This is a genomic window from Ruegeria sp. YS9, assembly GCF_024628725.1.
GTDB classification, from domain to species: domain Bacteria; phylum Pseudomonadota; class Alphaproteobacteria; order Rhodobacterales; family Rhodobacteraceae; genus Ruegeria; species Ruegeria atlantica_C.
In genome coordinates this window covers 195,110-219,389 of record NZ_CP102409.1, presented here as the reverse complement: position 1 = coordinate 219,389, position 24,280 = coordinate 195,110, and the positions used below count along the sequence as shown (strand labels likewise).

Here is a 24,280-nt window from a genome sequence, read left to right as displayed (position 1 = left end):
GGTCAACCTCGGCCGATATAGGGCATGGTCGTGGCCATGACGGTCATGAACTGCACGTTGGCCTCGGGCGGCAGGCTTGCCATATGCAGGACGGAACGCGCGGCGTCTTCCACGGCCATCGTCGGGTCCGGTGTCTCGCCAGCGGCATGCGCCGCGTCCACAAGGCCTTGCACCATCTGCGTGCGCGCGTTTCCGATATCGATCTGCCCGCAGGCGATTCCAAAGCGACGCCCATCCAGCGAAAGGCTGCGCGTCAGCCCTGTAATGGCGTGCTTCGTGGCCGAATAGTGCACCGAATTCGGGCGCGGAACATGCGCCGCTATCGAGCCGTTGTTTATGATCCGGCCGCCCTGCGGGTTTTGGTGGCGCATGATCCTGAAGGCTTCTCGCGCACAGAGGAACATGCCGTTCAGGTTCACGTTGACGCTTTGATACCAATCGTCCAGAGCGATCTCGTCGATCGTACCGCCCGGCGCAAAGATCCCGGCGTTGTTGAACAGAACATCCAGCCGCCCCGTGTGGTCTGTAAAAGCCCGGAAAGCCCGTTCAACCGCATCCGGGTCGGTCACATCCGCAGGCAGGACAATGGCCGCCTGATGTTCTTTTGCCAGAGCTTCCATCTTTTCCTTGCTGCGCGCCAACAGCCCGACCGTCCACCCTTCGGACAAGAACAGCTGGGCTGTCGCCCGACCAATACCTGAACTGGCACCCGTCACGATGATGGATTTCATGTCTCTTCCGCCTCCAATGTCAGCGAAGCCGCCGGAATCGCCCTCAAGTCATCCACACGCAGGGGGTGCGTGGGCTTTGACAGGCGATTGCGCACCACCCAGATCAAACGCTCTTGCGCCCGCGTGATCGCGACATATGCCAAACGTTTCCACAATGGCTGTCCGGCCTCGGTCCGGCCCATGCGAGCGGCGGCATAGACATCCGGAGCGAACACCTGAACCGTATCCCATTGTGACCCTTGCGCCTTGTGGATCGTAACGGCCGCCCCGTGCAAAAAGGTCGCCCCCATGCGGGCAGCGTAGGGAATAAAAGGCTCCTCCTCGTCAGGTTTTTCGATCTGAACGATCGAGGCGGCACTGACCTGAGGGTCTTCGGCCCCCATCACGTGAAGACGCGAGAACCCCGGCTTCCGGCCCGGCCCCAGATACACCACCTGAGCTCCTTTGATCAGCCCGCGCGCCTCTAGATCCAGCCGTTTCTTGCGATGTTTCAGGGGCAACTCGATCCCATCACAAATGAGCGGTTCACCTTCCAGCAACTCCGTATCCGGCGCACCGTGAACTTGCCTGAAAGCCTGTATCAAACGAATGCGCGTGGCGTTGCGCCAGACAAGAACCGGACTTCGGGCCATAAGATCGACCTCAACCCGCTGGCCCCAGACAACCCGGTCATCCCGACGAGCGGATTCTTCGATCAGTCGCTCGAAATCCTCGAAGCCCATTGCCGGATCGGCCAGCGCATGCGCAAGATCCAGAATTGGATTGTCCGCATCCTGGCGGTGCACCCGCTGGAGAGTCAGCTTCCTGGGCTCGGGCAATGCCTCGAAAACCATGCTGCCGGACTGATTTACCGGTGCCAGCTGAGCCGGGTCGCCGAACAACAGTAGGGTCGGGAAAATCTCTTTGAGATCATCGAACTGACGGTCATCCAGCATCGACGCCTCATCGACAAACCCGATATCCAGTGGTTCGTCACGGCGCTTCCACCCTGTGATGAAATCCGACCCTCGCAAACCGGCGGCGGCCAGCGCCCCGGGGATCGATTTGTTGTTTTGATAGAAAGCAGCCGCGCGATCCAAGGCTTCATCCGTCAAACCTTCGATATCGGGGCGTTCGTCATTGCCGGCCAGCCATTCCGCAATACGCTCGTATTCCGGATCATAAACCGGCGTGTACAATATTCGGTGAATCGTGGTCGCAGGCACGCCGCGCAATCGCAGAACGCTTGCAGCCTTGTTCGTCGGGGCAAGGATGGCAAGGCTGCGCTTGTCTTTCGATTTGCGGCTTTCATAATCGCCGGACACAATCTGAACACCCGTCTCTGCCAGTGCCTTGTACAGCTCGGCCAACAGCAGCGTTTTGCCCGAGCCGGCCTTGCCGATCACGGCCATCACACCGGATTTTCCTGCGCCCGGCTGTTTCAGAAGGGCATCATCTTCCAGATCAACACCTGCTGCCCGCAGCATCTCGGCGATGCTGTCATACGCGGCGGCCTGATCATCTGAGAACGTTACATTCGGCAAGGACATGGCGCGACCCTACAGGGCCGCGCCAGCCATCACCAGATGTGGATTTGCGTTTTCCGACACTTAGGCGGACAGGGCGAACCGGTGCTGTTTCTTCGGGCCGAATGCGGCCTTGAACCACATCCGAGACAGGTCGCGCGGGATGCCCGCACGCGCGGCCACCCGGTTGCAGTCGTCCGCGGAATAGGGCCACAAACCGACTGAAATCTGATCGCGTCCGCTGCCCTGGGTTCCCAGAACCTCGGGCGATGACCCGATCAGGCGATAGATTCTGATCATTCTGGCATCGAATACGCCGGCGATATGCGTCAGGCCGAAACCTTCCATCATTTCGCCTCCGCTCAGCATGATGGCGCCGGCAGTATGCGGGCTGGCTGTTCGCGACAGGCAGAACCGGGTCACCTCCCAGATCAGGGGGCTGCAAATCGGCTTACCGCCGTTGAGATGACCAAAAACCTCATTGATCATCACCCGGCCGGTCGTAGGCAATACACGCATCGACCCTCCGTGGCTGCCATCCGGCTCTTCCCAGATGACGTAAAGCGGATTGAGATCATCGTATTCGTCCCGCTCTTCCCCTTTCTCGTTGACGTGGACATCCCACCCCAACCGGGTCTTGAACTGATCCGCGCGATCCTTGAACATCCCCTCTGCCAGAGTCGGAAATCTGTGTAACTCATCGGCATATAGATAACGCAACATGACTTGTTCCCCTTGTCGTCCTGTGCAGGAACGAAGGGAGTACAGAGTCGTGGTTAATTTTGCGTGTGGAGGCCGTTCACCCCTTAAACCACTATTAATCCCCGGCTGAGTGCCGTGGCAATTGCGTGGGTTGTGTTATGTGCGCCCAGCTTTGAGCGCGCGCTTTCAATGTAAACGCGCAACGTATGCTCGGAAATCGTCAGGGAATGGGCCACTTGGGCGCGGCTGTATCCCAACGCCAAAAGTGTGATCGCGTCGATTTCCCTTGGCGACAAGCTGCGCGGGCAGTCCGGCTGCCTGTCTTTTTCAAACTCCAGCGCCTTGCGATTTATGTAATGCGCAACAAGAATCAAATCACGCCCGTAAGTCGAGATAAAGTTCTTCCAGGTTTGATCATCACAACTGTGGTTGACCGTGAACAGGGCGAACTGACCATTTGGACCCCGAATTGGGATGGAATACCCCTGATTGCCAACGCCATGGCTTTGCGCATCCAGAAGGAAGGCTTTCGCCACCTTGCCGGACCAATCCAGAGACTTCCAGTCAACCGGGTGAAACCGCTGGAAACACCCCAAGATCACTGGGTCGATACGGTGATAGTTTTTTTCCCTGTAGCGCTCATCCCAAGCGTCTGAATAGGTGGTGTAGCCGTATTGATCTCCGGCACCGTCAACCCAGTGATACGTCAGGTGCTCGACCTTCAACGCGTCCCGCAAACGCTCCGCTACGGCGCTGAGTTCTTCAAGCGTGTTGGTGTTTTCCAAATCCTGAAGGATTTGACCCAAATCGACCTTCGTTGCCATCCGCGGGCGCCCGTACCTCGTTCTTCAAGGACGCAATCTCGGCAGCCGCGATCAGTCTTGTGTCATCAAGCTGCTCTGCAAGCGCGCTCAAACCATTCGCAACGGCGAAAGCATTGAGGTCCGACAATACGTCCAATATCCACTCATTTTGCGCCATCAGGGTCTCTCTGAAACAGTTAACGAAGGGTTAACACAACCATAACATGTATGATCTTTTTCAGCCTATTCGCCGGTTTCTACTCCCCAAAAATAGCGATGGGCAAAAATGCAAACATTTGAAAGATCGTCAGAGGCCTGAAAAACACAAAACACCCGCGAACCAACAAGGTGATTCGCGGGTGTTTTTTTGTCTACAACCCTGGCGGGTTATCAACCTGCGTCCAGGACTTCCTCGAGGGTACGCAGACCAGTACGCGGCGCCTGAACAAGAACGGACATATTGCCCGGCTTGTGCTCGTTCCGCAGCATTTTCATGTGTGCTTCAGGCAGGTCATTCCAGGTGAACACTTCGGACATGCAGGGATCCAGGCGACGCTCGACCATCAGTTTGTTCGCGGCTGCCGCCTGCTTCAGATGAGCAAAGTGCGAGCCCTGCAAACGCTTTTGGTGCATCCACATGTAGCGCACATCGAATGTACAGTTGAAACCCGATGTTCCAGCGCAAATCACGACCATACCGCCTTTTTTCACAACGAAGGTCGACACCGGGAAAGTGCTTTCACCCGGGTGTTCGAACACCATGTCAACATTGTTGCCTTTGCCGGTTATTTCCCAGATCGCCTTGCCGAATTTGCGGGCCTCTTTGAACCATTCGGCATATTCCGGTGTGTTGACCGTGGGCAATTGTCCCCAGCAGTTGAAATCACGACGGTTAAGAACACCTTTGGCGCCCAGACCCATAACGAAATCACGCTTGCTTTCGTCTGAAATCACACCGATTGCATTTGCGCCGGCGGTATTGATCAATTGGATCGCATAGGAACCCAGGCCCCCAGATGCACCCCAGACCAGGACGTTCTGACCCGGTTTCAGATCGTGTGGCTCGTGGCCAAACAGCATCCGGTATGCGGTTGCCAGCGTCAGGGTGTAGCACGCCGCTTCTTCCCATGTCAGATGCTTGGGGCGCGGCATAAGCTGCTGAGCCTGCACGCGCGTGAACTGGCTGAACGAGCCATCCGGCGTTTCATAACCCCAGATCCGCTGGCTGGGCGAATACATCGGATCGCCGCCGTTGCATTCCTCGTCATCGCCGTCGTCCTGGTTGCAGTGGATCACAACCTCGTCGCCAACTTTCCAGCGCTTTACCTTGTCGCCAACGGCCCAAACGATGCCCGACGCATCCGAACCCGCGATGTGGTAGGGTGCTTTGTGGCCATCAAACGGGCTGATCGGCTGCCCCAGAGCGGCCCAGACGCCGTTGTAGTTGACCCCGGCAGCCATAACCAGAACCAGCACTTCGTTGCTGTCCAAGGTCGGAACATCCACAACTTCCTGCTGCATGGCCGTGTTCGGCTCGCCATGACGTTCTTTGCGGATGGCCCAGGCATACATCTGCTTTGGGACATATCCCATGGGTGGGATTTCACCCATTTCATACAGATCTTTTTCAGGTGCCTCGTACGACGCGATACCACTTTCGGTGTCCAAAGCCATGCCGGCCTCCTCTTTTCAGTACCTTTGCCGCGACGCAGAATCGCGCGCTTCACAGACTGGAATATTGGGCGTCGAGTAATATTGCAACCGTTTTTGGCATCATATTGTAATTTTATGACCCAGCGCTTGCAGAAAGTTATTTTGCGGATGCAGAAACTCCGATGCCTGAATCCGCCGGGACGGATGCGGCGTAATAGTCCAGAAGATCACCGCGCTGACCTGATACGGACAGCATATTCCCCTGTCGGTTCAGAATCCGGCGTTCAACCAGTTGATCCAAAGCATTTGATATGGCCTGCGAATTGTCCTTGGTCTGCGGGTCATCGCGCTCCATCATCTGTTGAATTCGTGACAGAGCGTCTTCTTCGGACATCGGGCCGTTGTCGCGTACCAGCAAACAGGCCGCTGGTGCCGGCACCAGCGGAATAGCATGCTGGATTCGCTGCATCAGCACCCGGGCCAAATCCGTCATCACGTCGTCGCTGCCCTCAGCCCGGAAGTCCTTCAGAGAGATCGGCCTGCCGTACCGGACGGACGCCAGACCGAACCGCTTGTATCGGCCGATCAAACGACGCCAAAGCTGTTTCAATATCCAACGCGTGATGACACCGATCCGCGCGCGAAACCGCCGCTCAGTGCCAAGTGCCGCGCGGGTCAGGATGGTGTCTTCCAACACACGGTCGTAATTCAGTGCCACCGGAACAAACACCACATCGCGCCCCTGTGGCGACGTTCCATCCATAATATATTTGAGCAGTCCAAGCTTGGGGCGCGCAATGGCCCCGGTCAGGCTCAGCCCGCCTTCTGGAAACATGGCTTGAGTTACGCCGGCTTCGGTTGCGTGACGCACATAGGTGGACAGAACCTGGCGATAGAGTTCGCTGCCGGACTTGCGCCGGATAAAGTAAGCCCCCATCGCCCGGATCAATCGGCTGAGCGGCCAGACCCGGGCCCACTCTCCGACAGCATAGGACAGCGCAGAATGTCGGGCTGCAAGATACGTGACCAATACGTAATCCATGTTGCTCCGGTGGTTCATGACAAAGACAACCGTTGCTTCAGGGTCGATATTCCTGACGGATTCTTCGTCCTGGTAGCTAAGCCGAACCTCGTAGAATGTGTTGCTCAGCAGCCGGGCCAGTCGAATCGCAAAGCTGAAATAGGCGAAGGCCGAAAAGGACGGCACGATCTCACGGGCATAGCGGCGCGCCTGCTCCGAGGCGACAGCCTCGGGCATGCCGGTTTCGCGGGCATGTTGCTGAACCGCCTGACCGACCTGCGGATCATAAATCAATCGCTGAATCATGTCGTGTCGACGCGCCAGCTTGAAAGGCTGGATCGGGCGCTGAAGGCGCTGGTTCAGGCGTGCCACCGCGCGTTCCAGCCTCCGGCGGAAAAACCAGCGGACAGATGGGAACAGGAAATGCGATGCGAAAGTGACCATGGCAAAGACCACGATCAGCACGAAAAGCCAAAGCGGAAGTTCCACGGTTTGCGTCATGGCCGCACATTGCCACCAATCACACTGACCCACAATCTGAACAATTGCGGCATGCCGCAACGCAGCGAATTGACATGTCCCGAAAATTGCGCTTTAGAACCTCAAGACGAAATTTTATTGCCCACTGAAATGCGAGGCCCCGCTATGACGCAGACGCAGAAAGATCGCCCCTGGCTCATCCGAACCTATGCCGGTCATTCCACGGCCAAAGCCTCGAACGCGCTCTATCGGGGGAATCTTGCGAAGGGCCAAACCGGTCTGTCCGTGGCCTTCGATCTGCCGACACAAACAGGCTATGACAGCGACCACACGTTGGCGCGCGGTGAAGTCGGCAAGGTGGGTGTGCCGGTCTGTCATCTGGGTGACATGCGGGTTCTGTTCGACCAGATCCCCCTGGAACAGATGAACACCTCGATGACGATCAACGCCACTGCACCATGGCTTTTGGCGCTTTACATCGCCGTCGCCGAGGAGCAAGGCGCGGATGTATCCAAACTACAGGGCACCGTTCAAAACGACCTGATCAAGGAATACCTGAGCCGCGGCACTTATGTTTGCCCGCCCAAGCCGTCGCTCAAGATGATCGCGGACGTGGCCGAGTATTGCTATACCAATGTTCCGAAATGGAACCCGATGAACGTGTGCTCGTATCACCTGCAAGAGGCGGGTGCGACGCCAGAGCAGGAACTGGCCTATGCCTTGGCCACTGCCATCGCCGTGCTGGACGAATTGCGCCCACGTGTACCTGCCGAAGATTTCCCGGCGCTCTGCGGCCGGATTTCCTTTTTCGTGAATGCTGGCATCCGCTTTGTCACCGAAATGTGCAAGATGCGCGCCTTCGTGGATCTTTGGGATGAGATCCTGCAACAACGCTATGGCGTTGAAAATCCGAAATTCCGTCGATTCCGGTATGGCGTGCAGGTGAACTCTCTGGGTCTGACCGAGCAACAGCCCGAGAACAACGTCTATCGCATCCTGATCGAGATGCTGGCCGTAACCCTGTCGAAGAATGCACGCGCCCGTGCAGTGCAGTTGCCCGCCTGGAACGAGGCGCTGGGTCTGCCGCGTCCGTGGGACCAGCAGTGGTCGATGCGGATGCAGCAGATTCTGGCCTATGAAACCGATCTGCTGGAATATGATGACCTGTTCGATGGCAACCCCGCTGTCGATGCCAAGGTCAAAGAGCTGAAAGAAGGCGCACGGGCCGAACTGGCCAACCTGGATTCGATGGGCGGCGCGGTCGCTTCGATCGAATACATGAAATCCCGACTTGTGGATTCCAACGCTGAACGCCTGAACCGGATCGAGCGCAATGAAACCGTCGTCGTCGGTGTGAACAAATGGATCGAAGGCGAGGCATCCCCCCTGCAAACCGAAGACGGTGGCATCATGGTTGTTGATCCTGCCGTGGAGCAAGAACAGATCGACCGCCTGAATACGTGGCGCGCAGAACGGGACGAAGCGGCCGTAACAGCCGCCTTGGCGGCGCTGCGCGAAGCGGCACAGACCGGGGCAAACATCATGGAACCGTCCATTGCCGCCGCAAAGGCCGGCGCGACGACGGGCGAATGGGCCGAAGAAATGCGAACGGTCTACGGAACCTATCGCGGCCCAACCGGTGTTTCGGGGTCTGTTTCGAACAAGACCGAAGGGTTGGACGACCTGCGTGCCGCCGTTGATGCCGTCAGCGACAAGCTGGGCCGGCGTCTGAAGTTCCTTGTAGGCAAACCCGGGCTGGACGGCCATTCCAACGGCGCCGAACAGATTGCCTTCCGTGCCCGCGATTGCGGTATGGACATCAGCTATGAGGGCATTCGCCTGACACCCGAAGAAATCGTTGCGGCCGCCCGCGAAGATGACGCGCATGTCATTGGACTGTCGATCCTGTCCGGCAGCCACCTGCCACTGGTCAAAGACGTCATGGAACGACTGCGGCAGGCGGGGTTGTCTCATATCCCAGTCGTGGTGGGTGGCATTATTCCGGACGAAGATGCCGAAAAACTGAAATCCATGGGTGTGGCCAAGGTCTACACCCCGAAGAACTTCGAACTCAATTCGATAATGGGCGATATTGTTACTCTGGCGGATCCTCGGAATCTCGCAGCAGAGTAATCAAGGTTTAAGGCACTTTTTCTCCTGTTTCCGTCCCTGAAATATTCGGGATGGAATAAGCTGGTATTTGGAATTACGGTGCGCGCTCATGTGCACCGTAATAATTATCTGATGGAGAAGACTGATGGGGATCAATCTTGAGCAAATGTCACGTAAAGACCTTTTGGCTTTGCGTAATGATATTGAAAAAGCTTTGATCAGAGCAGAAAAACGCGAACGTCAGGAGGCTTTGAAAGCCGCAGAAAAGGCCGCGGCAGAATTCGGCTTTTCTTTGTCTGAACTGTCCGGAGAAGCGCCGCGCGGTATTAAGACAACAAAAACAAAGGCTAAATACCGCAACCCGGAAAACCCCGATCAAACCTGGACCGGTCGCGGCCGCAAACCTCAATGGGTGCATGACGCGCTGACCGCAGGCGTGGATATTTCTGATCTGGAAATCTAATCTGAGCGATTTTGAAAATGACAATTCATATTGGCGCCGAAAAAGGCGAAATAGCTGAAACCGTTCTTTTGCCCGGTGATCCCTACCGGGCGAAATGGGCAGCCGAGACGTTTTTGGACGATGTCAAACAGGTCAATAACGTTCGCGGAATGCTTGGCTTTACCGGAAACTGGAAGGGAAATCCCGTAACAATTCAGGGAAGCGGCATGGGAATGCCGTCTCTTTCCATTTATGTAAATGAGTTGATCCGCGATTACGGTGCGAAAACCCTGATCCGCATCGGATCCTGCGGAGGGATGCAGGACAGCGTCAAAATTCGTGACGTTATTCTGGCCATGACATCAACCACGCTGAGCACACCGTCGCGCGGCATCATGAAAGAGCTCAACTTTGCGCCCTGCGCCGATTGGGGGCTGCTGCAAGCTGCCGCCACAGCGGCCGCGGCCAAGGGAACGCCGACCCATGTTGGTGGAATTTACTCGTCAGATGTCTTTTATGACGAGCGCCCTGATCTCAACGAACAGATGGTGCGTCACGGCATTCTGGGCGTCGAAATGGAAGCGGCCGAACTCTATATTTTGTCGGCGCGCCACAAATGCCGCGCTCTGGCCGTTCTCACTGTTTCCGATCACCTGTTGACCGGAGAGGCTCTGCCATCCTCAGAACGTGAAAGCAGCTTTGGTGATATGGTCGAGATCGCACTTCAGGCCGCATTCCCGAACAGCTGACAAAGCGCAGGTACCAAGTATTGGTGCCTGCCGATCCTAACGCCCGTGCGAGCGATCATAACCATTGCTCGCGGGGCTGTCCCACCCCTCCAAATCGCCTCTAGCCGGAGCAAAAACCTCGACCAGCAAGGGGTAACACGCAGCTGTGTCCGAGGAATGCTCGGACGAACAATCCCCGCCCGGGCAGGCGCTGAGATTGCCCAGCAGATCAATCTCGGCAAAGAACTCCAGAAAATCTCCGGGACGTACGGGTGAGGCTTTCATGAAGTATTGACCCGTGTCGCGGGTGAAACCGGTACACATGAAAACGTTCAGTACGTCGTGCACCGCTGGTTCGGCTTCGGTCAGCGGAATATTGAGGTGATCCGCAAGCGCGCGGGTCAGGTTGGAATGGCAGCAATGGTGGTATTGCGTGCCGGACAAAAGGTTGCCCGTATACGGATCGCATCGCGTGCCGATGACGTCATGAACCGACCCCCCATAGGGATCGATTCCGTACCACTCAAGCGTATCCGCAATAATCGTGGCCATCGGGCGCAGATGCGGGAAACTGGACCATATCCGCTCTCCGGTGGTCAGATGCGTGCCATGCAGCGCCCGGGTTTTTCCGGAATAGAAGCGTTCCGACAAGTCGTTTCGGTTCCACAGGTTCAGATCGCCAACCTGCGGCCCCTCGACGGAAGTGATGCGAAAGAAATGGCCGGCAGGCACTTCAAAACAACGCGCATCACGTGGCGGCACCAGCACTTCGCCCGTTTTGCTTGCGCGTTCGCGAAGGGACCTCATCCAGCGCACATCCGGTCGCGGCAATGCCTCGTTCGGGTAACAGATGACAGGGGCAACCGCGCGTCGGGCTTCGGCATCTTCGGGAGGGTGGACAGTGTTTTCTGAAACTTTCATGCCGGGCAGAGTGGCGCATTATTCAGCCCGCGAAAAGCACTATCTTTCAGGGATCACGCGCCCGCAAACACCGCAATGGTTGGTCCAGCGCAGTGATTTCGGCACCGCAGAAGCTGCACCGCCAGATGCCGTGGCTCTTGTCCTGCCGCCACCTGCAATCACGTGTCAGCCCGGAATGGCGCGAGCGCCAGAGGAAATAGGCAAACACGCCGGTCGCCAGAAGAAGCAGAAGAACAGGCATCCCTCTGCTTTGCCGATAAACCGTCGGTTTTCAAGTCTTGCCGCCCGTATCAGGCAGCGTTTGCGTATTCGAAAAGCTCTGGTTCCTTGTCAGCCTTCGCAGGTTCTGGCGTGTAATAGGCCCATGCCTGTTCAAGCAGGTCCAGCGCTTCTTGGGCGTCGGTTTTCCGTTTGGATGTTTCTTTGCTCATTGGAGTGATCCTGACTAAAACTCATCACTCCTCCCTGCCCAAAAAATAAGGCAATGCAGCCGGGGCTGCATCGCCTAATTTTGCAAGATGGACATGCGAAAACCGCAAATCGCGCTCGTGGTTAGACCGAGCGCTCGACCATCATCTTCTTGATCTCGGCAATCGCCTTGGCCGGGTTCAGACCTTTCGGACAGGTCTTGGCACAGTTCATGATTGTGTGACAGCGGTAGAGCTTGAACGGATCTTCCAGCTCATCCAGACGTTCACCCGTCGCCTCATCCCGGCTGTCGATGATCCAGCGATAGGCGTGCAGCAAGGCCGCGGGGCCAAGATAGCGGTCGCCGTTCCACCAGTAGCTGGGGCAAGAGGTCGAGCAGCTGGCGCACATCACGCATTCATAAAGACCGTCCAGTTTCTTGCGGTCTTCGATGGATTGCTTCCATTCCTTCGCAGGGCGATTGGTCTTGGTTTCCAGCCACGGCATGATCGAGGCGTGCTGGGCATAGAAGTGGGTCAGATCAGGGATCAGGTCCTTGACCACCGGCATATGCGGCAGCGGGTAGATTTTCACGTCACCCTTGATCTCATCCATACCATAAATACAGGCCAGTGTGTTGATCCCATCGATATTCATCGCGCAGGATCCACAGATGCCTTCGCGGCAAGACCGGCGGAACGTCAAGGTCGGATCAATCTCGTTCTTGATCTTGATCAGCGCGTCCAGAACCATCGGACCGCACGTATCCATATCAACGAAATACGTATCGACACGCGGGTTCTGCCCGTCATCGGGGTTCCAACGATAGATCTGGAACTTGCGCACGTTCGTGGCGCCGTCCGGCTTTGGCCAGGTCTTGCCGGTGGTAATCCGGGAATTCTTGGGCAGGGTCAGTTGAACCATGTCAATTCTCCATTCAGCACAAGGCCGCCTTTCAGCCTGTCCGGGCGCGTTCAGACGCCCCTCGGTTATAATGCCCCCAATGGGCGATGTTCACGTCGAAATCCGGAGAAAGCCAATCCGCAAGGTTTTGCGGGTCGTCCCGGTCGATATCAAAACGCAGAAAGCGCGGGTTGTCGTCAAAGAAAGCTTCGACCTCGGAATGGTGCACGTCATACATATGCGCCCAGCCCCGCTTCACCTGGTCGGCCGTCTGTCCATTGGCCTTGCAGCATCGCTCAAGGTACCTACCGCCGGAATGGTTGGCACGTGATGCGATCCAGTCATCGCGATTGCGCGTGTTCAGCAAGAAATAGGCGTCCGGGTAAGCCGCGTGCAGCTCTCGAAAGAACCGCGCGCCGTCCAGCATGAAGCGCGAATTGACGAAGGCGATATCAGTGAAGGCCCGGACTGTACCAAACCCATCCAGCGGTCTGCGCCCCATGGCAATATTGGTTACCATGCGATGTGCAAGGTTTAGACCCTGGTCATCTTCCCAATGCACCGAAGGAATCCCGCTGTTCTGAAACAGCATGTGAAACGAGGTCGTCGCACATCGGTTCAAGCCGATCAGGATGATCTTGGGATCACTTTGCCCGGATTGGAGTTTCTCGACCGTCATTGCAAGCACCAGCATAGCATACGCCGCGATGCGCCTGGGATTTCATCATGGCATGCGCTTTTTTGAACGCCCCACCGGCATTTGACAGGATCAAAAGCGGCTTGTTTGGCTTCCCGGGGCGATATGGTGCTTGCGCCAGTCACTCGTTCATCTCCGCTCGAACACTTTGAACGCGGCGAAGCTGTTCTTTGAGGCATGGGCATGCCCTTTGACGGCAAACGGGTTCTCTTCTTCACAATAGAGCTGCCAGCCGGGCATGAAGTCTTCTATCCAGGCGGAATACGGGCGATGGCGCACATGCTGGTTGGAAGGGTTCAGGTCAAAATCCGACGAATAGATAACGACATAACGCTGTGCCAACCCGAAGAGCCGCCGCATGTAGTTGTCGAAAACGCTGTCCTCGGTCAGATGATAAATGACATCCAACGAAAGAGAAACGTCATGCGGCTCAACCTCGGAATCGGCGTTTTTGAACACCCAATTGGGGCGGGATCGAAAAACTTCGTTGCAGCGCCGAACGCAGAGGTCAGAGACATCCAAGCCGGTATATTTCGGGATATCAAACAATTGCGCCTGATTTCCGTCGCCCGATCCCAATTCTACAACCGATTCCACGCCTTCCATCTCGACCATCGTGTTGATGAAATTCGCTTTGTAGACAGCAAGACGCCCGTAAGACCCCGCACCCGAGGTCTTGCCGTGCTCATATCGGCGTTGCCAATAATCGGTCGAAGAAAACTCTGCCATCTCGCCCTGTTCCTGACCAGCCCTTAGAACGTCCGCGCTTTGGGCGCGATTTTCTGCAAGCTGATACCGCCTTGTTCTTCGGTCGTCAGTGGATCAACGATGACCGGACGGTAGCTGAGCTCAACCTTGTTGCCCTCAACCCGGCTGACCGTATGAACGCGCCAGTTTTTGTCATCGCGCTCGCTGAAATCCTCATGCGCGTGGGCCCCACGGGATTCCTTGCGGGCCTCGGCACCGACGATGGTGGCAAGCGCGTTTGGCATCAGGTTGGTCAGTTCAAGGGTTTCCATCAGATCGCTGTTCCAGACCAACGAACGGTCTGTGACCTTCAGGTCGTCCATCTTTGCGGCAATCGCTGTCATCTTCTCGACGCCTTCGGCCATGGTCTTGGCGGTTCGGAACACGGCCGCATCCGCCTGCATGGTCTTTTGCATCTCAAGCCGCAGTTCGGCGGTTGGGATTGAGCCGCTGGCGTTGCGCACCGCATCAAAACGGTCAAACGCCTTGTCGACCGACGCCTGGTTCAGAACCGGGTTGGCGGATTCGGCGTCGACAACCTTGCCGGCCCGGATCGCTGCCGCCCGGCCAAAGACCACGAGGTCAATCAGCGAGTTCGACCCCAGTCGGTTCGCACCGTGGACCGAGGCACAGCCGGCTTCGCCAACGGCCATCAAACCGGGAACGACCGCAGTCGGATCGTCGGCAGTTGGGTTCAGAACCTCACCCCAATAGTTCGTGGGGATACCGCCCATGTTGTAATGCACTGTCGGCAGTACCGGGATCGGTTCCTTGGTGACATCCACACCCGCGAAAATCTTTGCGCTTTCCGAGATGCCGGGCAGGCGTTCCGCCAGAGCCTCGGCAGGCAAGTGGCTGAGGTTCAGGTGAATGTGATCTCCTTCGGCCCCTACTCCACGTCCCTCGCGGATTTCCATGGTCATCGAGCGCGAAACGTAGTCGCGCGGCGCGAGGTCCTTGTACTGGGGCGCATAGCGCTCCATGAACCGTTCGCCTTCCGAGTTGGTCAGGTAACCGCCCTCGCCGCGCGCACCTTCGGTGATCAGGCAGCCTGACCCGTAGATGCCGGTGGGGTGGAACTGAACGAATTCCATATCCTGCAAGGCCAGCCCAGCACGGGCCACCATGCCGCCGCCATCGCCGGTGCAGGTATGGGCCGAGGTGGCGCTGAAATAGGCGCGGCCATAGCCGCCGGTCGCCAGAACCACCATCTTGGCGTTGAAGACATGCATGGTGCCGTCGTCCAGCTTCCAGCAGACGACCCCCTGACACTGGCCGTCCTCGGACATAATCAGGTCGATGGCGAAATATTCGATATAGAACTCGGCGTTGTTCTTGAGCGACTGCCCGTAAAGCGTATGCAAAATCGCGTGGCCGGTCCGGTCGGCGGCTGCACAGGTGCGCTGTACCGCAGGACCTTCTCCGAATTCAGTGGTGTGCCCACCGAAGGGGCGCTGATAAATCTTGCCCTCTTCCGTCCGGCTGAACGGCACGCCATAATGCTCCAGCTCGTAGACTGCCTTGGGTGCCTCCCGCGCGAGATACTCCATCGCGTCGGTATCGCCCAACCAGTCCGAGCCCTTGACGGTGTCGTACATGTGCCACTGCCAATGGTCGGGGCCCATGTTTGACAGCGATGCGGCAATGCCACCCTGCGCGGCCACGGTGTGGGAACGGGTTGGGAAAACCTTGGTCACGCAGGCCGTACGCAGGCCTTGTTCCGCCATACCCAATGTCGCCCGCAGACCGGCCCCACCGGCGCCGACAACGACCACGTCATATTCATGCGTTTCGTATTCGTATGCAGCCATTTCTTTCAGCTCCGGGAATTAAAGGGCAATGCGCGCGATGGCGAAGATGCCGGCCGCAGCCGCACCGTAGGACAGGCAGGTCACCAAGATGATCAGGACCTTTTCAAGCGTGCCGTGAACATAGTCCTCAAGCATCACCTGCGCACCGTCTGCGAAGTGTTTGAAGCCAACCGCCAGCGTCAATGCTGCCACGATGGCTGGGAAAGGCCGCGAGTAATACTCGAGCACCACGTCAAACGGCTGACCCAGAACCGGGCCGAAGGTGAAGACAAACAAAGGCACAAGGATCAGCAGAGCCACCGAGCTGACTTTCATCGCCCAGAAATGGGCTGTGCCGGATTTCGCCGAGCCAAGGCCAGCGGCGCGTTTGCGGTCGGTCAGATAACGCATGTCAGGCCTCCAATCACGCGACGATGACAAGGGTCAGAAGGGTCAGAACGACCGATCCGATGACAACCGCCCAGCCCAGCTTTGTCGCTGTGGGAAGGTCCAGACCAACCGCATTGTCCCAGATCAGGTGCCGCACACCGGCCAGCGTGTGATACCAAAGACCCCAAACGGACAGAGCCATCACCAGGTCGCCAAGCACCGAAGTAATCACTCCGTTCGCAACGGCGAAGGCCTCGGGCGACGTTGCTGCGGCCAGAAACCACCAGACGATCAACAGCGCCGCCAGTAGAAGCGCGTTTCCGGTGATGCGTGTCAGGATGGATGTGACCGACGTCAGCTGTGGACGATAGATCGACAGGTGCGGCGAAAGTGGGCGATTGCCCCGATTTACATCGGCCATGGCGGCTCCTTTTCGGTTGGCTACCGAACGTTTTACTGGTTTTTGCGACACTGTCACGTGCTGCGGGTGCAAAAACCACTAAATTCAGCGCAAATTGGCGGATTATTCAGGTATGTGATCACACAAAATATTGTCGTGATCACATTTTACATTCCCCGTCATCAATGTTAGCGATTTCAACACTAAAGGCATGTGATCACGAATCTCCTGACTGTCATTTCAGGCCCGCCGTTTGCTGCGTCACTTCGCGCAGCAGTTTTTTGCGAATTCGTTCCGGATAGTCCGCGAAGCCCGAGGCCGAAACCACAAAAGCGCCCTCGCCCACGATGACATTCTCGAAGAAATAGGCCGTCAGATCCGGTTCACTTTCTTCGATGGCCAACGCATTGACGACAATGCCGCGGTTGCGCAGAGCGGCATGAACCTGCGTTGGTTCGACCCCTTCATTGGATACGCCGTCCCCCGACAGATCGATCAGACGTCGCTTGCAATCGGAAACGGAATCAAAAGCGTCCAGCGTCGTGTGCAACGCCTCACCTATCGCCGTCGAGAAATTCCGCCAGATGCGTGGATCTGCGGCAACCTGATCGGCGAAACGATCCAACGCCGCGAAACTGTCGATACGGGTCCAGGGGATCGTGACCTGCTGGCGCGATGACCCGGTCCATTGCACCAGCATCAACTGCGCCTGCCCCCGCACCAGCGCCTCGGACACGATCGGGTCGCGCAGACCGGCGGCCAGCCCGTCCATCTGGATGCGGTACTCGTTGCTGTCGACCGAGCCGGAAACGTCAACCGCCAGGGCCAATGCCAGATCGCAGGCCTGAGCCGACGGGGCCAGACAAATACTGGCTAGTATCGCGCGCAGAAGATGCATGGTGCAAGCCTAGCACGGCTTGCACGCAAATGGCTCACTTTACCGTCAGTTCTCTTACTGCGGCATGAGTGCCCAATAATCGAGGTCCAGAAGCACATCGGGCAAATACCGGCCCTCGTCAGTCTTCAACACGAACGGATCGCCACCCTTTGTCGCCACCAGGCGCAGACGGATCGCACCCACGCCGGGAACACCGGTTTCCGCTTTATCCAGGACTTCGGACCAGGCCTTGATCGTGTCACCCGCGAAACAGGGGTTGGCATGCGCGCCACCATTCAGGCCAACAATCATCTGCGCGTTCGCAAGTCCATTGAACGACAAGGTCCGCGCCATCGAGATCACGTGCCCACCATAGATCAACCTGCCTTCCGGGCGGAACGTCAGGTCGAAATGCACCTTGGCGGTGTTCTGCCACAATCGCGTGGCCAGCATATGTTCGGCCTCTTCCAAGGTGACGCCGTCCACGTGGTCGATTTTCTCACCGATTTCATAATCGCCCCAACGATGCGCTTCACCGGCCAACGCGAAATCGTAATTCGAGAAATCGAGACCTTCGGGCACGATCAGATCCTGAGGTGTCAATGCCTTCTTCAATTCGGGAACAACCGTTTCGGGCGCTGGCGCATTCACGTCTGCTTTGCGCACCATGACCCAACGGACATATTCGATGACCACTTCGTCCAATTGGTTCAATCCACGGGTGCGGACCCAAACGACACCCGTTTTTCCGTTGGAATTCTGTTTGAGACCAATCACCTCGGATACGGACCGCAGAGTATCACCGGCGTAGACAGGTTTCAGCCAGCGGCCTTCGCCGTAGCCAAGATTGGCAACCGCGTTCAGCGAGACATCCGGTACTGTCTTGCCGAACACCAGATGAAACGCGGCCAGATCATCAAGCGGACTTTCCGGCAAACCACAATCCCGGGCAAATTCGTCCGAGGAATACAGCGCGTGACGCGCGGGATAAAGCGCGTGATACAAACCGCGTTCGCCCTCGGTCACTGTGCGTGGCACGGCGTGTTGCAGTACCTGTCCTACGGAGTAATCCTCGAAAAATCGGCCCGGATTTGTTTTTACCATTACTGCTGTCCCAGTTTCATGTCGGGGGAATAGTCGGCTTCGACCTCTTTGGTCACAGCCTGCGCACACCGCATTACGTTGCTGGCCGAGTCAAAGGCATAGGACGGGTCGCCGTACAGCTCCCATCCCTTTGCCAACGCATCCGACACCTTGTGGCAGAAGGCTGACGTGTCTTCTTCGGTCAACAAACGATAGAGTTTCGCCATGGAGTCAGGTCCTCATGAGCCGAACGGAGACGGACCGACCAGGCCGTGGATATATCCGATAATCCCCAGCAGAACGATCGAGGCCACAAAGAACATCGCATCCTTGCCGTAAGTACCGGGCTCACCCGGCGTCCAGTCGGGTTCGGACTTGTTGATTACAATGACTTCCACCACAGCCCATGCCAGAAGACCGCCGAACAGGATGATCGAGGCCAGATCTCCGTTCACCAGCAAATGCGCAAAGGCCCACAGCTTGAACCCACCCAGCATCGGATGGCGAAACTTGTTCAGCACCCGACCTTTGGTGCCCGCTGGGCTCATCATGTAGATCGCGACAAGGACCAACAGATTGTTGACGTGAATCAGGAAGGTCGGCGGCGCCCAGACATAGATGAAGTCGGTCATGCGATAGCCGAACACCATCAGCAGGATCGACGCGACCAGCGCCAGGGCAACTGCCCCCTTGCCCCCGTCGCCCATAGCGGCGCGGCGTTCAGGCGCCACACGTTTGAACAGATGCGCCGCCCACCACAGTGCCACGCCCAAGATCAGAAGAAAAAAGCCCATGCTGGCTTACCCCGCTTGCAAAGCTGAAATCGCCTCTGCTTTTGCCAGAATTTCGCGGGCCGTTGCAACGTGCAGATTTTCAACGATCTTGCCATCCACGACGGCAACACCCTGTCCTTGCGCTTCGGTCTCTTCGAATGCCGAGATTTGACGGCGGGCCAGATCGATCTCGTCATCAGATGGCGCGAAGGCCGTGTTGGCCACATCGACCTGGGCCGGATGGATCAGCGTTTTGCCATCAAAGCCCATGTCTCGGCCCTGCGCACACTCGGCGGCCAGACCCTCGGTATCCTTGAAAGCGTTGTACACGCCATCGATGATGATCAGACCTTCGGCCTTGGCGGCCAACAGGCACAGACCCAGTGAAGTCATCATCGGCAAGCGATCAGGACGGAAGCGGGTTTGCAGTTCTTTGGCCAGATCGTTTGTGCCCATCACGAACCCGGCCATCAACGGATGCGCGGCGATTTCGGCGGCGTTCAGCATTCCGCGCGGTGTTTCCATCATGGCCCAGATCGGCAATTCTCCGGTGATCGCCGCCAGTGCATCCACGTCAGCCGCCGCATTCACCTTGGGCAACAGGACAACATCGGCATCCATGTCGCGCACCGCCTCGGCGTCGGCACGCCCCCATTCGGTATCCAGCCCATTGATCCGGACGATCTTGACCCGTGCCCCATACCCCCCGGCGGCCAAGGCCCCTTTCAGCGTTTCGCGTGCGTTTTCTTTTTCGTCCGCTGCAACTGCATCTTCCAGATCGAAGATGATCGCATCCACAGGCAAAGAACGGGCCTTGTCCAGGGCCCGGTCCTTCGAACCAGGAATGTAGAGAACCGAACGATAGGGGCGCTGACGAGGATCCATGGACCACTCCCATTGAAATAAAGTTGCGCGGAATGGGGCATTTTTTGCAGGAAAGTTCAAGCCTAAAATCGCCGCACCGCAGCAAACCCGACGCAACGTGCGTTCCCTTAACCGGATTTCGTCCCTTGCCACCCACCCTGATCGGCAGTTGGAATCAAAAAAGGGTACGGGATGCAAAAGACGGTGTTCAAGATGACGATGGGGCTTGGGATCATGGTCCTGGCCGCGCAACATGTGCACGCTCAGGGTCAAAACTGTGCGCCCAAAGAAGCTGTGCTGGAGCGCTTGCACGAGGCCTATGGTGAAACGCGCAGGGGTTTGGGACTGGCCCGGAAAGGCGCTGTGATGGAGCTTTTTGCCTCGAACGAAACCGGCAGTTGGACGATCACGGTGACTTTGCCCAACGGGATCACCTGCCTTGTGGCTTCTGGTCAGGCTTTTGAAGAGGTGGCCGAGGCGCTACCCCCCAATGCCTGATCAGGTAAGCGCGTCCCAGATCAGCTTGCTGCCGGTGAGTGTCAGCAGCACATAGGCGAGCCCGAAGAACAGGCGTTCGGACAACATGAAATGCGCCCGAACGCCCAGCCATGCCCCCAGGATCGCAAAGGGTGTCAGCAACAAGTCCGCCCACAACGTCTGCCATGTGAACATGCCCAGATAAGCGTAGGGTACGAATTTCGCGATATTGATCACCCAGAAAACCAATACCGTGCTGGCCTGAAACTCGGTTTTGGTCAGCCGTTGCGACAAAAGATAGACAGCCGCCGGGGGGCCGCCGGCGTGGCTGACGAAGCTTGTGAAACCCGCGACCAGCCCGGCAAACAAACCAGAAGACGGCGGCAGTCGCCTGGCAAACCCCCGCACCCAGCCTTGCGATTGCGCCATGTGCCAAATCACGAACCCGACAGAGATTCCACCGATCAGCAGGCGCAGCAGATCATCATCCGTTGCACGATAAAGCCATGCTCCCATCGCCACGCCGGGCACCGCGCCCAGAATCAGCAGACGTGAATCCGGCCAGCTCCACCGTCTCCAATAAGGACCCAACGTGGCCACGTCGATCACCATCAGAATCGGCAGCATCAAGGCCAAAGCCTGCCCGGGTGTCAGGATCAAGGCCAGAATCGACGAAGACGCAAAAGCCACGCCGGAACCGAAACCGCCCTTTGAAATGCCGGCAAAGATCACGGCAGGGATCGCCACGGCAAAAAACATCAGGTTCAGCTCGAACATGTGACAGTCCCGGTTTTGGCTTGTGTCAAAGGCCGTTTAGCGCAATCAAAGCAGGGCCTGCAAACAGTATGCGGTTGTATGCCACGTCGCAGAACTCTTGCCTATTGACGTTTTAACGACTAGCACAACCGCGATTTCAATACCGACCGGATATGGAGAAATTCCAAATGGCCAGACCCAAGATTGCGCTGATCGGCGCGGGGAACATCGGCGGCACGCTTGCACATCTCGCAGCTGTCAAAGAACTGGGTGACGTTGTCCTGTTTGACATCGCAGACGGACTGCCGCAGGGCAAGGCGCTCGACATCGCGGAATCCGGCCCTTCGGAAGGGTTCGACGCCTCGATGAAAGGCACCAGCGACTATGCCGATATCGCCGGCGCGGATGTGTGCATCGTGACCGCAGGTGTGGCCCGCAAGCCGGGCATGAGCCGCGATGATCTGCTGGGCATCAACCTGAAAGTCATGAAGTCGGTCGGTGAAGGCATCGCTGCCCACGCACCCGATGCGTTCGTGATCTGCATCACCAACCCGCTGGACGCCATGGTCTGGGCCCTGCGCGAATTCTCGGGCCTTCCGCACAACAAGGTCTGTGGCATGGCAGGGGTGCTGGACTCGGCCCGCTTTGCACATTTCCTGTCGGAAGAGTTCAACGTTTCGATGCGCGACGTCACCGCGTTCGTGCTGGGCGGCCACGGCGACACCATGGTGCCGTCGGTACGCTACTCGACCGTTGCCGGTATTCCGTTGCCTGATCTGGTCGAGATGGGCTGGACCACGCAAGAGAAACTGGACGCCATCGTGCAGCGCACCCGTGACGGCGGCGCGGAAATCGTTGGCCTGCTGAAAACCGGGTCGGCCTATTACGCGCCTGCAACGTCGGCGATCGAAATGGCCGAGGCCTATCTGAAAGACCAGAAACGCGTTCTGCCATGCGCGGCCTATTGCAATGGTGAACTGGGCGTCGATGGCCTCTATGTCGGCGTTCCGACCGTCATCGGCGCTGGTGGTGTCGAGCGTATCGTCGACATCAAGCTGAACGAAGACGAGCAGGCAGGGTTCGACAACTCTGTGAACGCCGTGAAGGGCCTGATCGACGCGTGCAAGGGCATCGACAGCTCGCTGGCGTAAGTCAGCCATACAATCCGAGTTTGAGACCGGCCCGTTTCAGGGCCGGTTTTCGTTTGGCCCGTGCATGCCCGGTCGCAAATGTTGGCGCAAACGCCGCAAATCCCTTTTTTCGAATATGATTTTCTTATGCTGCGCCGTTTTTTCGAATCGTTTTGCCACATCGGAAAGTTTGTGATCACACCCTAAAATACTGTGATCACAAATAGCGAAAATCTTCGCTAAAAACCCATCGAGCATCAAAAAACCCTTTAAACTTGCCCGCTAGACACCCCTATAACGATTAAACGCAGTCAGACGGGACAGTTTCGATGAACATTCACGAATATCAGGCCAAAGCCCTCCTTCGCAGCTATGGCGCACCGGTGTCCGATGGTCGCGCCGTGTTGCGCGCCGAAGAAGCCAAAACCGCAGCAGGTGAGCTGGACGGCCCGCTTTGGGTTGTCAAAGCACAGATCCACGCGGGTGGTCGCGGCAAGGGTTCGTTCAAAGAGGCCGATGCCGGTGAAAAAGGCGGCGTTCGTCTGACCAAATCGGTTGAAGAAGCGGCCGAAGAAGCCAAAAAGATGCTGGGTCGTACACTGGTCACGCATCAGACCGGCCCGGCCGGCAAGCAGGTCAACCGCATCTATATCGAAGCAGGCTCGGGCATCGAGCGTGAACTGTACCTGGCCCTGCTGGTGGATCGCCAGACCAGCCGCATTTCCTTCGTCTGTTCGACCGAGGGCGGCATGGACATCGAAGAAGTGGCCGCCGCGACGCCCGAGAAAATCCTGTCCTTCTCGGTCGACCCGGCCACCGGTTACATGCCCTATCACGGCCGCCGCATCGCCTTCTCGCTTGGTCTGGAAGGCGCGCAGGTCAAGCAATGCGTCAAACTGATGGGTCAGCTCTATCAAGCCTTCGTCGAGAAGGACATGGAGATGCTGGAGATCAACCCGCTGATCGTCTCGGACAGCGGCGACCTCAAGGTGCTGGACGCCAAGGTCGGCTTTGACGGCAACGCGGTCTACCGCCACCCGGATATCGCCGAACTGCGCGACACGACCGAGGAAGACCCCAAGGAACTGGAAGCCTCGAAATACGACCTGAACTATATCGCGCTGGATGGTGAGATCGGCTGTATGGTCAACGGTGCCGGTCTGGCGATGGCCACCATGGATATCATCAAGCTTTATGGGGCTGAGCCTGCCAACTTCCTCGACGTGGGCGGCGGTGCCACCAAAGAGAAAGTGACCGAGGCGTTCAAGATCATCACCTCGGACCCGCAGGTCAAAGGCATTCTGGTCAACATCTTCGGCGGCATCATGCGCTGTGACGTCATCGCCGAGGGCGTTGTGGCCGCGGTGAAAGAGGTCGGCCTGCAAGTTCCGCTGGTCGTGCGTCTGGAAGGCACCAATGTCGAAAAGGGCAAAGAGATCATCAACACCTCTGGCCTGGACGTGATCGCTGCGGACAACCTGAAAGACGGTGCCGAGAAGATCGTGAAGGCGGTTAAGGGGTGAACACAGCCCGTCGTATAAGCCTATTGCCGGGATTATTGGCCGCGAGCGCTTTGCTTTCTGCATGTGTTGAAAGCCCTTCAAGGCTTTCTTCTGGAGGAAGCGTTGCGCAACAAGCAGCCAAAGCATTCTCAAGCACATGCCTTGAGAGTTTGCCCGGCTTCGATCGCTTTCAGACTAACGCTCGCGCCGCATCACTGAAACCATCAGAGAACCTAGGCAATATTCATACTGTATACGTAGTGCCGAACAGCAAGGTTTTTGTCGGGCTTCAGAATCTACCAGGTGCATCTGACGTTGAAGTCTGCGGTGTTAGAGCAGTTAGTTCTGAGCCCTCGTCAGTCGTTGGAGATGCTATTCTGAATGC

27 protein-coding genes are annotated in these 24,280 nt (G+C 57.4%); 6 read left to right on the top strand and 21 right to left on the bottom strand.

What is annotated here, in order from left to right:
* Window positions 1–2: 2 nt before the first annotated feature.
* The 6 genes from NOR97_RS01120 to NOR97_RS01095 form a co-directional block, all read right to left on the bottom strand.
* Window positions 3–731 carry an SDR family oxidoreductase gene (locus NOR97_RS01120; protein WP_257599967.1) on the bottom strand — a complete coding sequence of 243 codons (729 nt, stop codon included), beginning with the start codon at window positions 729–731 and terminating at the stop codon, window positions 3–5.
* On the bottom strand, window positions 728–2,260 hold the full coding sequence (locus NOR97_RS01115) for an ATP-dependent RecD-like DNA helicase (RefSeq protein WP_257599966.1): 1,533 nt from the start codon (window positions 2,258–2,260) through the stop codon (window positions 728–730). Before NOR97_RS01115 ends, NOR97_RS01120 begins: the two co-directional genes overlap by 4 nt.
* A gap of 60 nt (window positions 2,261–2,320) precedes the next feature.
* A complete protein-coding gene (locus NOR97_RS01110; protein WP_170346382.1) occupies window positions 2,321–2,959 on the bottom strand; it encodes an acyl-homoserine-lactone synthase in 639 nt (212 codons plus the stop codon).
* An 83-nt stretch (window positions 2,960–3,042) separates the two neighbouring features.
* Entirely contained in the window at window positions 3,043–3,762 is a 720-nt protein-coding gene (locus NOR97_RS01105) for a LuxR family transcriptional regulator (RefSeq protein ID WP_170346381.1), read from the bottom strand.
* Window positions 3,763–4,131: 369 nt separating this feature from the next.
* Window positions 4,132–5,415: a crotonyl-CoA carboxylase/reductase gene (ccrA, locus tag NOR97_RS01100; protein ID WP_257599965.1), complete on the bottom strand. Its 1,284-nt coding sequence runs from the start codon at window positions 5,413–5,415 to the stop codon at window positions 4,132–4,134.
* Window positions 5,416–5,551: 136 nt separating this feature from the next.
* The gene (locus NOR97_RS01095) at window positions 5,552–6,916 is read right to left on the bottom strand and encodes a 1-acyl-sn-glycerol-3-phosphate acyltransferase (protein ID WP_257599964.1); all 1,365 of its coding nucleotides are present in this window, start codon (window positions 6,914–6,916) and stop codon (window positions 5,552–5,554) included.
* Between the two features lie 144 nt (window positions 6,917–7,060).
* Here NOR97_RS01095 and NOR97_RS01090 point away from each other — a divergent pair, with 144 nt between their 5' ends.
* The 3 genes from NOR97_RS01090 to deoD all read left to right on the top strand — a co-directional run bounded on the left by NOR97_RS01090 (window position 7,061) and on the right by deoD (window position 10,198).
* Window positions 7,061–9,028 (top strand): protein meaA, encoded by a 1,968-nt coding sequence (locus NOR97_RS01090; RefSeq protein ID WP_257599963.1) that lies wholly within the window; start codon window positions 7,061–7,063, stop codon window positions 9,026–9,028.
* A gap of 124 nt (window positions 9,029–9,152) precedes the next feature.
* Entirely contained in the window at window positions 9,153–9,470 is a 318-nt protein-coding gene (locus tag NOR97_RS01085; protein WP_257599962.1) for an H-NS histone family protein, read from the top strand.
* Window positions 9,471–9,487: 17 nt separating this feature from the next.
* On the top strand, window positions 9,488–10,198 hold the full coding sequence (gene deoD, locus NOR97_RS01080; protein ID WP_257599961.1) for a purine-nucleoside phosphorylase: 711 nt from the start codon (window positions 9,488–9,490) through the stop codon (window positions 10,196–10,198).
* Window positions 10,199–10,234: 36 nt separating this feature from the next.
* Here the strand turns inward: deoD and NOR97_RS01075 are convergent, their stop codons facing one another.
* The 14 genes from NOR97_RS01075 to NOR97_RS01010 all read right to left on the bottom strand — a co-directional run bounded on the left by NOR97_RS01075 (window position 10,235) and on the right by NOR97_RS01010 (window position 20,051).
* Window positions 10,235–11,098: a DUF1989 domain-containing protein gene (locus tag NOR97_RS01075; protein WP_257599960.1), complete on the bottom strand. Its 864-nt coding sequence runs from the start codon at window positions 11,096–11,098 to the stop codon at window positions 10,235–10,237.
* Between the two features lie 46 nt (window positions 11,099–11,144).
* A complete protein-coding gene (locus NOR97_RS01070) occupies window positions 11,145–11,339 on the bottom strand; it encodes a hypothetical protein (protein ID WP_170346374.1) in 195 nt (64 codons plus the stop codon).
* A 49-nt stretch (window positions 11,340–11,388) separates the two neighbouring features.
* Window positions 11,389–11,529 carry a hypothetical protein gene (locus NOR97_RS01065; RefSeq protein ID WP_170346373.1) on the bottom strand — a complete coding sequence of 47 codons (141 nt, stop codon included), beginning with the start codon at window positions 11,527–11,529 and terminating at the stop codon, window positions 11,389–11,391.
* Between the two features lie 121 nt (window positions 11,530–11,650).
* On the bottom strand, window positions 11,651–12,430 hold the full coding sequence (locus NOR97_RS01060) for a succinate dehydrogenase iron-sulfur subunit (RefSeq protein WP_257599959.1): 780 nt from the start codon (window positions 12,428–12,430) through the stop codon (window positions 11,651–11,653).
* 31 nt (window positions 12,431–12,461) lie between these two features.
* Window positions 12,462–13,103 (bottom strand): sulfotransferase, encoded by a 642-nt coding sequence (locus NOR97_RS01055; protein ID WP_170346371.1) that lies wholly within the window; start codon window positions 13,101–13,103, stop codon window positions 12,462–12,464.
* Between the two features lie 132 nt (window positions 13,104–13,235).
* Entirely contained in the window at window positions 13,236–13,835 is a 600-nt protein-coding gene (locus tag NOR97_RS01050; protein ID WP_170346370.1) for a class I SAM-dependent methyltransferase, read from the bottom strand.
* A gap of 23 nt (window positions 13,836–13,858) precedes the next feature.
* The gene (gene sdhA, locus NOR97_RS01045) at window positions 13,859–15,664 is read right to left on the bottom strand and encodes a succinate dehydrogenase flavoprotein subunit (protein WP_257599958.1); all 1,806 of its coding nucleotides are present in this window, start codon (window positions 15,662–15,664) and stop codon (window positions 13,859–13,861) included.
* A gap of 18 nt (window positions 15,665–15,682) precedes the next feature.
* A complete protein-coding gene (sdhD, locus tag NOR97_RS01040; protein WP_117870336.1) occupies window positions 15,683–16,054 on the bottom strand; it encodes a succinate dehydrogenase, hydrophobic membrane anchor protein in 372 nt (123 codons plus the stop codon).
* A 13-nt stretch (window positions 16,055–16,067) separates the two neighbouring features.
* On the bottom strand, window positions 16,068–16,454 hold the full coding sequence (gene sdhC, locus NOR97_RS01035; protein ID WP_170346368.1) for a succinate dehydrogenase, cytochrome b556 subunit: 387 nt from the start codon (window positions 16,452–16,454) through the stop codon (window positions 16,068–16,070).
* 214 nt (window positions 16,455–16,668) lie between these two features.
* Window positions 16,669–17,331, bottom strand: coding sequence for a DUF1194 domain-containing protein (locus NOR97_RS01030; protein WP_257599957.1), 663 nt, complete (start codon window positions 17,329–17,331; stop codon window positions 16,669–16,671).
* A gap of 54 nt (window positions 17,332–17,385) precedes the next feature.
* Window positions 17,386–18,414, bottom strand: a complete 1,029-nt coding sequence (locus NOR97_RS01025) for a MaoC family dehydratase (protein WP_257599956.1) — start codon at window positions 18,412–18,414, stop codon at window positions 17,386–17,388.
* A complete protein-coding gene (locus tag NOR97_RS01020; protein ID WP_170346365.1) occupies window positions 18,414–18,620 on the bottom strand; it encodes a DUF1737 domain-containing protein in 207 nt (68 codons plus the stop codon). Before NOR97_RS01020 ends, NOR97_RS01025 begins: the two co-directional genes overlap by 1 nt.
* 12 nt (window positions 18,621–18,632) lie before the next feature.
* Complete coding sequence (locus NOR97_RS01015; protein WP_171119697.1) at window positions 18,633–19,187, bottom strand: NnrU family protein; 555 nt, start codon at window positions 19,185–19,187, stop codon at window positions 18,633–18,635.
* A gap of 6 nt (window positions 19,188–19,193) precedes the next feature.
* The gene (locus NOR97_RS01010) at window positions 19,194–20,051 is read right to left on the bottom strand and encodes a CoA ester lyase (RefSeq protein WP_257599955.1); all 858 of its coding nucleotides are present in this window, start codon (window positions 20,049–20,051) and stop codon (window positions 19,194–19,196) included.
* A 171-nt stretch (window positions 20,052–20,222) separates the two neighbouring features.
* Here NOR97_RS01010 and NOR97_RS01005 point away from each other — a divergent pair, with 171 nt between their 5' ends.
* Window positions 20,223–20,528, top strand: a complete 306-nt coding sequence (locus tag NOR97_RS01005; RefSeq protein ID WP_257599954.1) for a hypothetical protein — start codon at window positions 20,223–20,225, stop codon at window positions 20,526–20,528.
* Here the strand turns inward: NOR97_RS01005 and NOR97_RS01000 are convergent, their stop codons facing one another.
* On the bottom strand, window positions 20,529–21,284 hold the full coding sequence (locus tag NOR97_RS01000; RefSeq protein ID WP_257599953.1) for a sulfite exporter TauE/SafE family protein: 756 nt from the start codon (window positions 21,282–21,284) through the stop codon (window positions 20,529–20,531).
* Between the two features lie 167 nt (window positions 21,285–21,451).
* On the opposite strand from NOR97_RS01000, the gene mdh reads away from it, so the two are divergent.
* Both mdh and sucC read left to right on the top strand, forming a co-directional pair.
* On the top strand, window positions 21,452–22,414 hold the full coding sequence (gene mdh / locus NOR97_RS00995; RefSeq protein ID WP_117870353.1) for a malate dehydrogenase: 963 nt from the start codon (window positions 21,452–21,454) through the stop codon (window positions 22,412–22,414).
* Window positions 22,415–22,722: 308 nt separating this feature from the next.
* Window positions 22,723–23,916, top strand: a complete 1,194-nt coding sequence (gene sucC / locus NOR97_RS00990) for an ADP-forming succinate--CoA ligase subunit beta (protein WP_257599952.1) — start codon at window positions 22,723–22,725, stop codon at window positions 23,914–23,916.
* The last annotated feature ends 364 nt before the right edge of the window (window positions 23,917–24,280 follow it).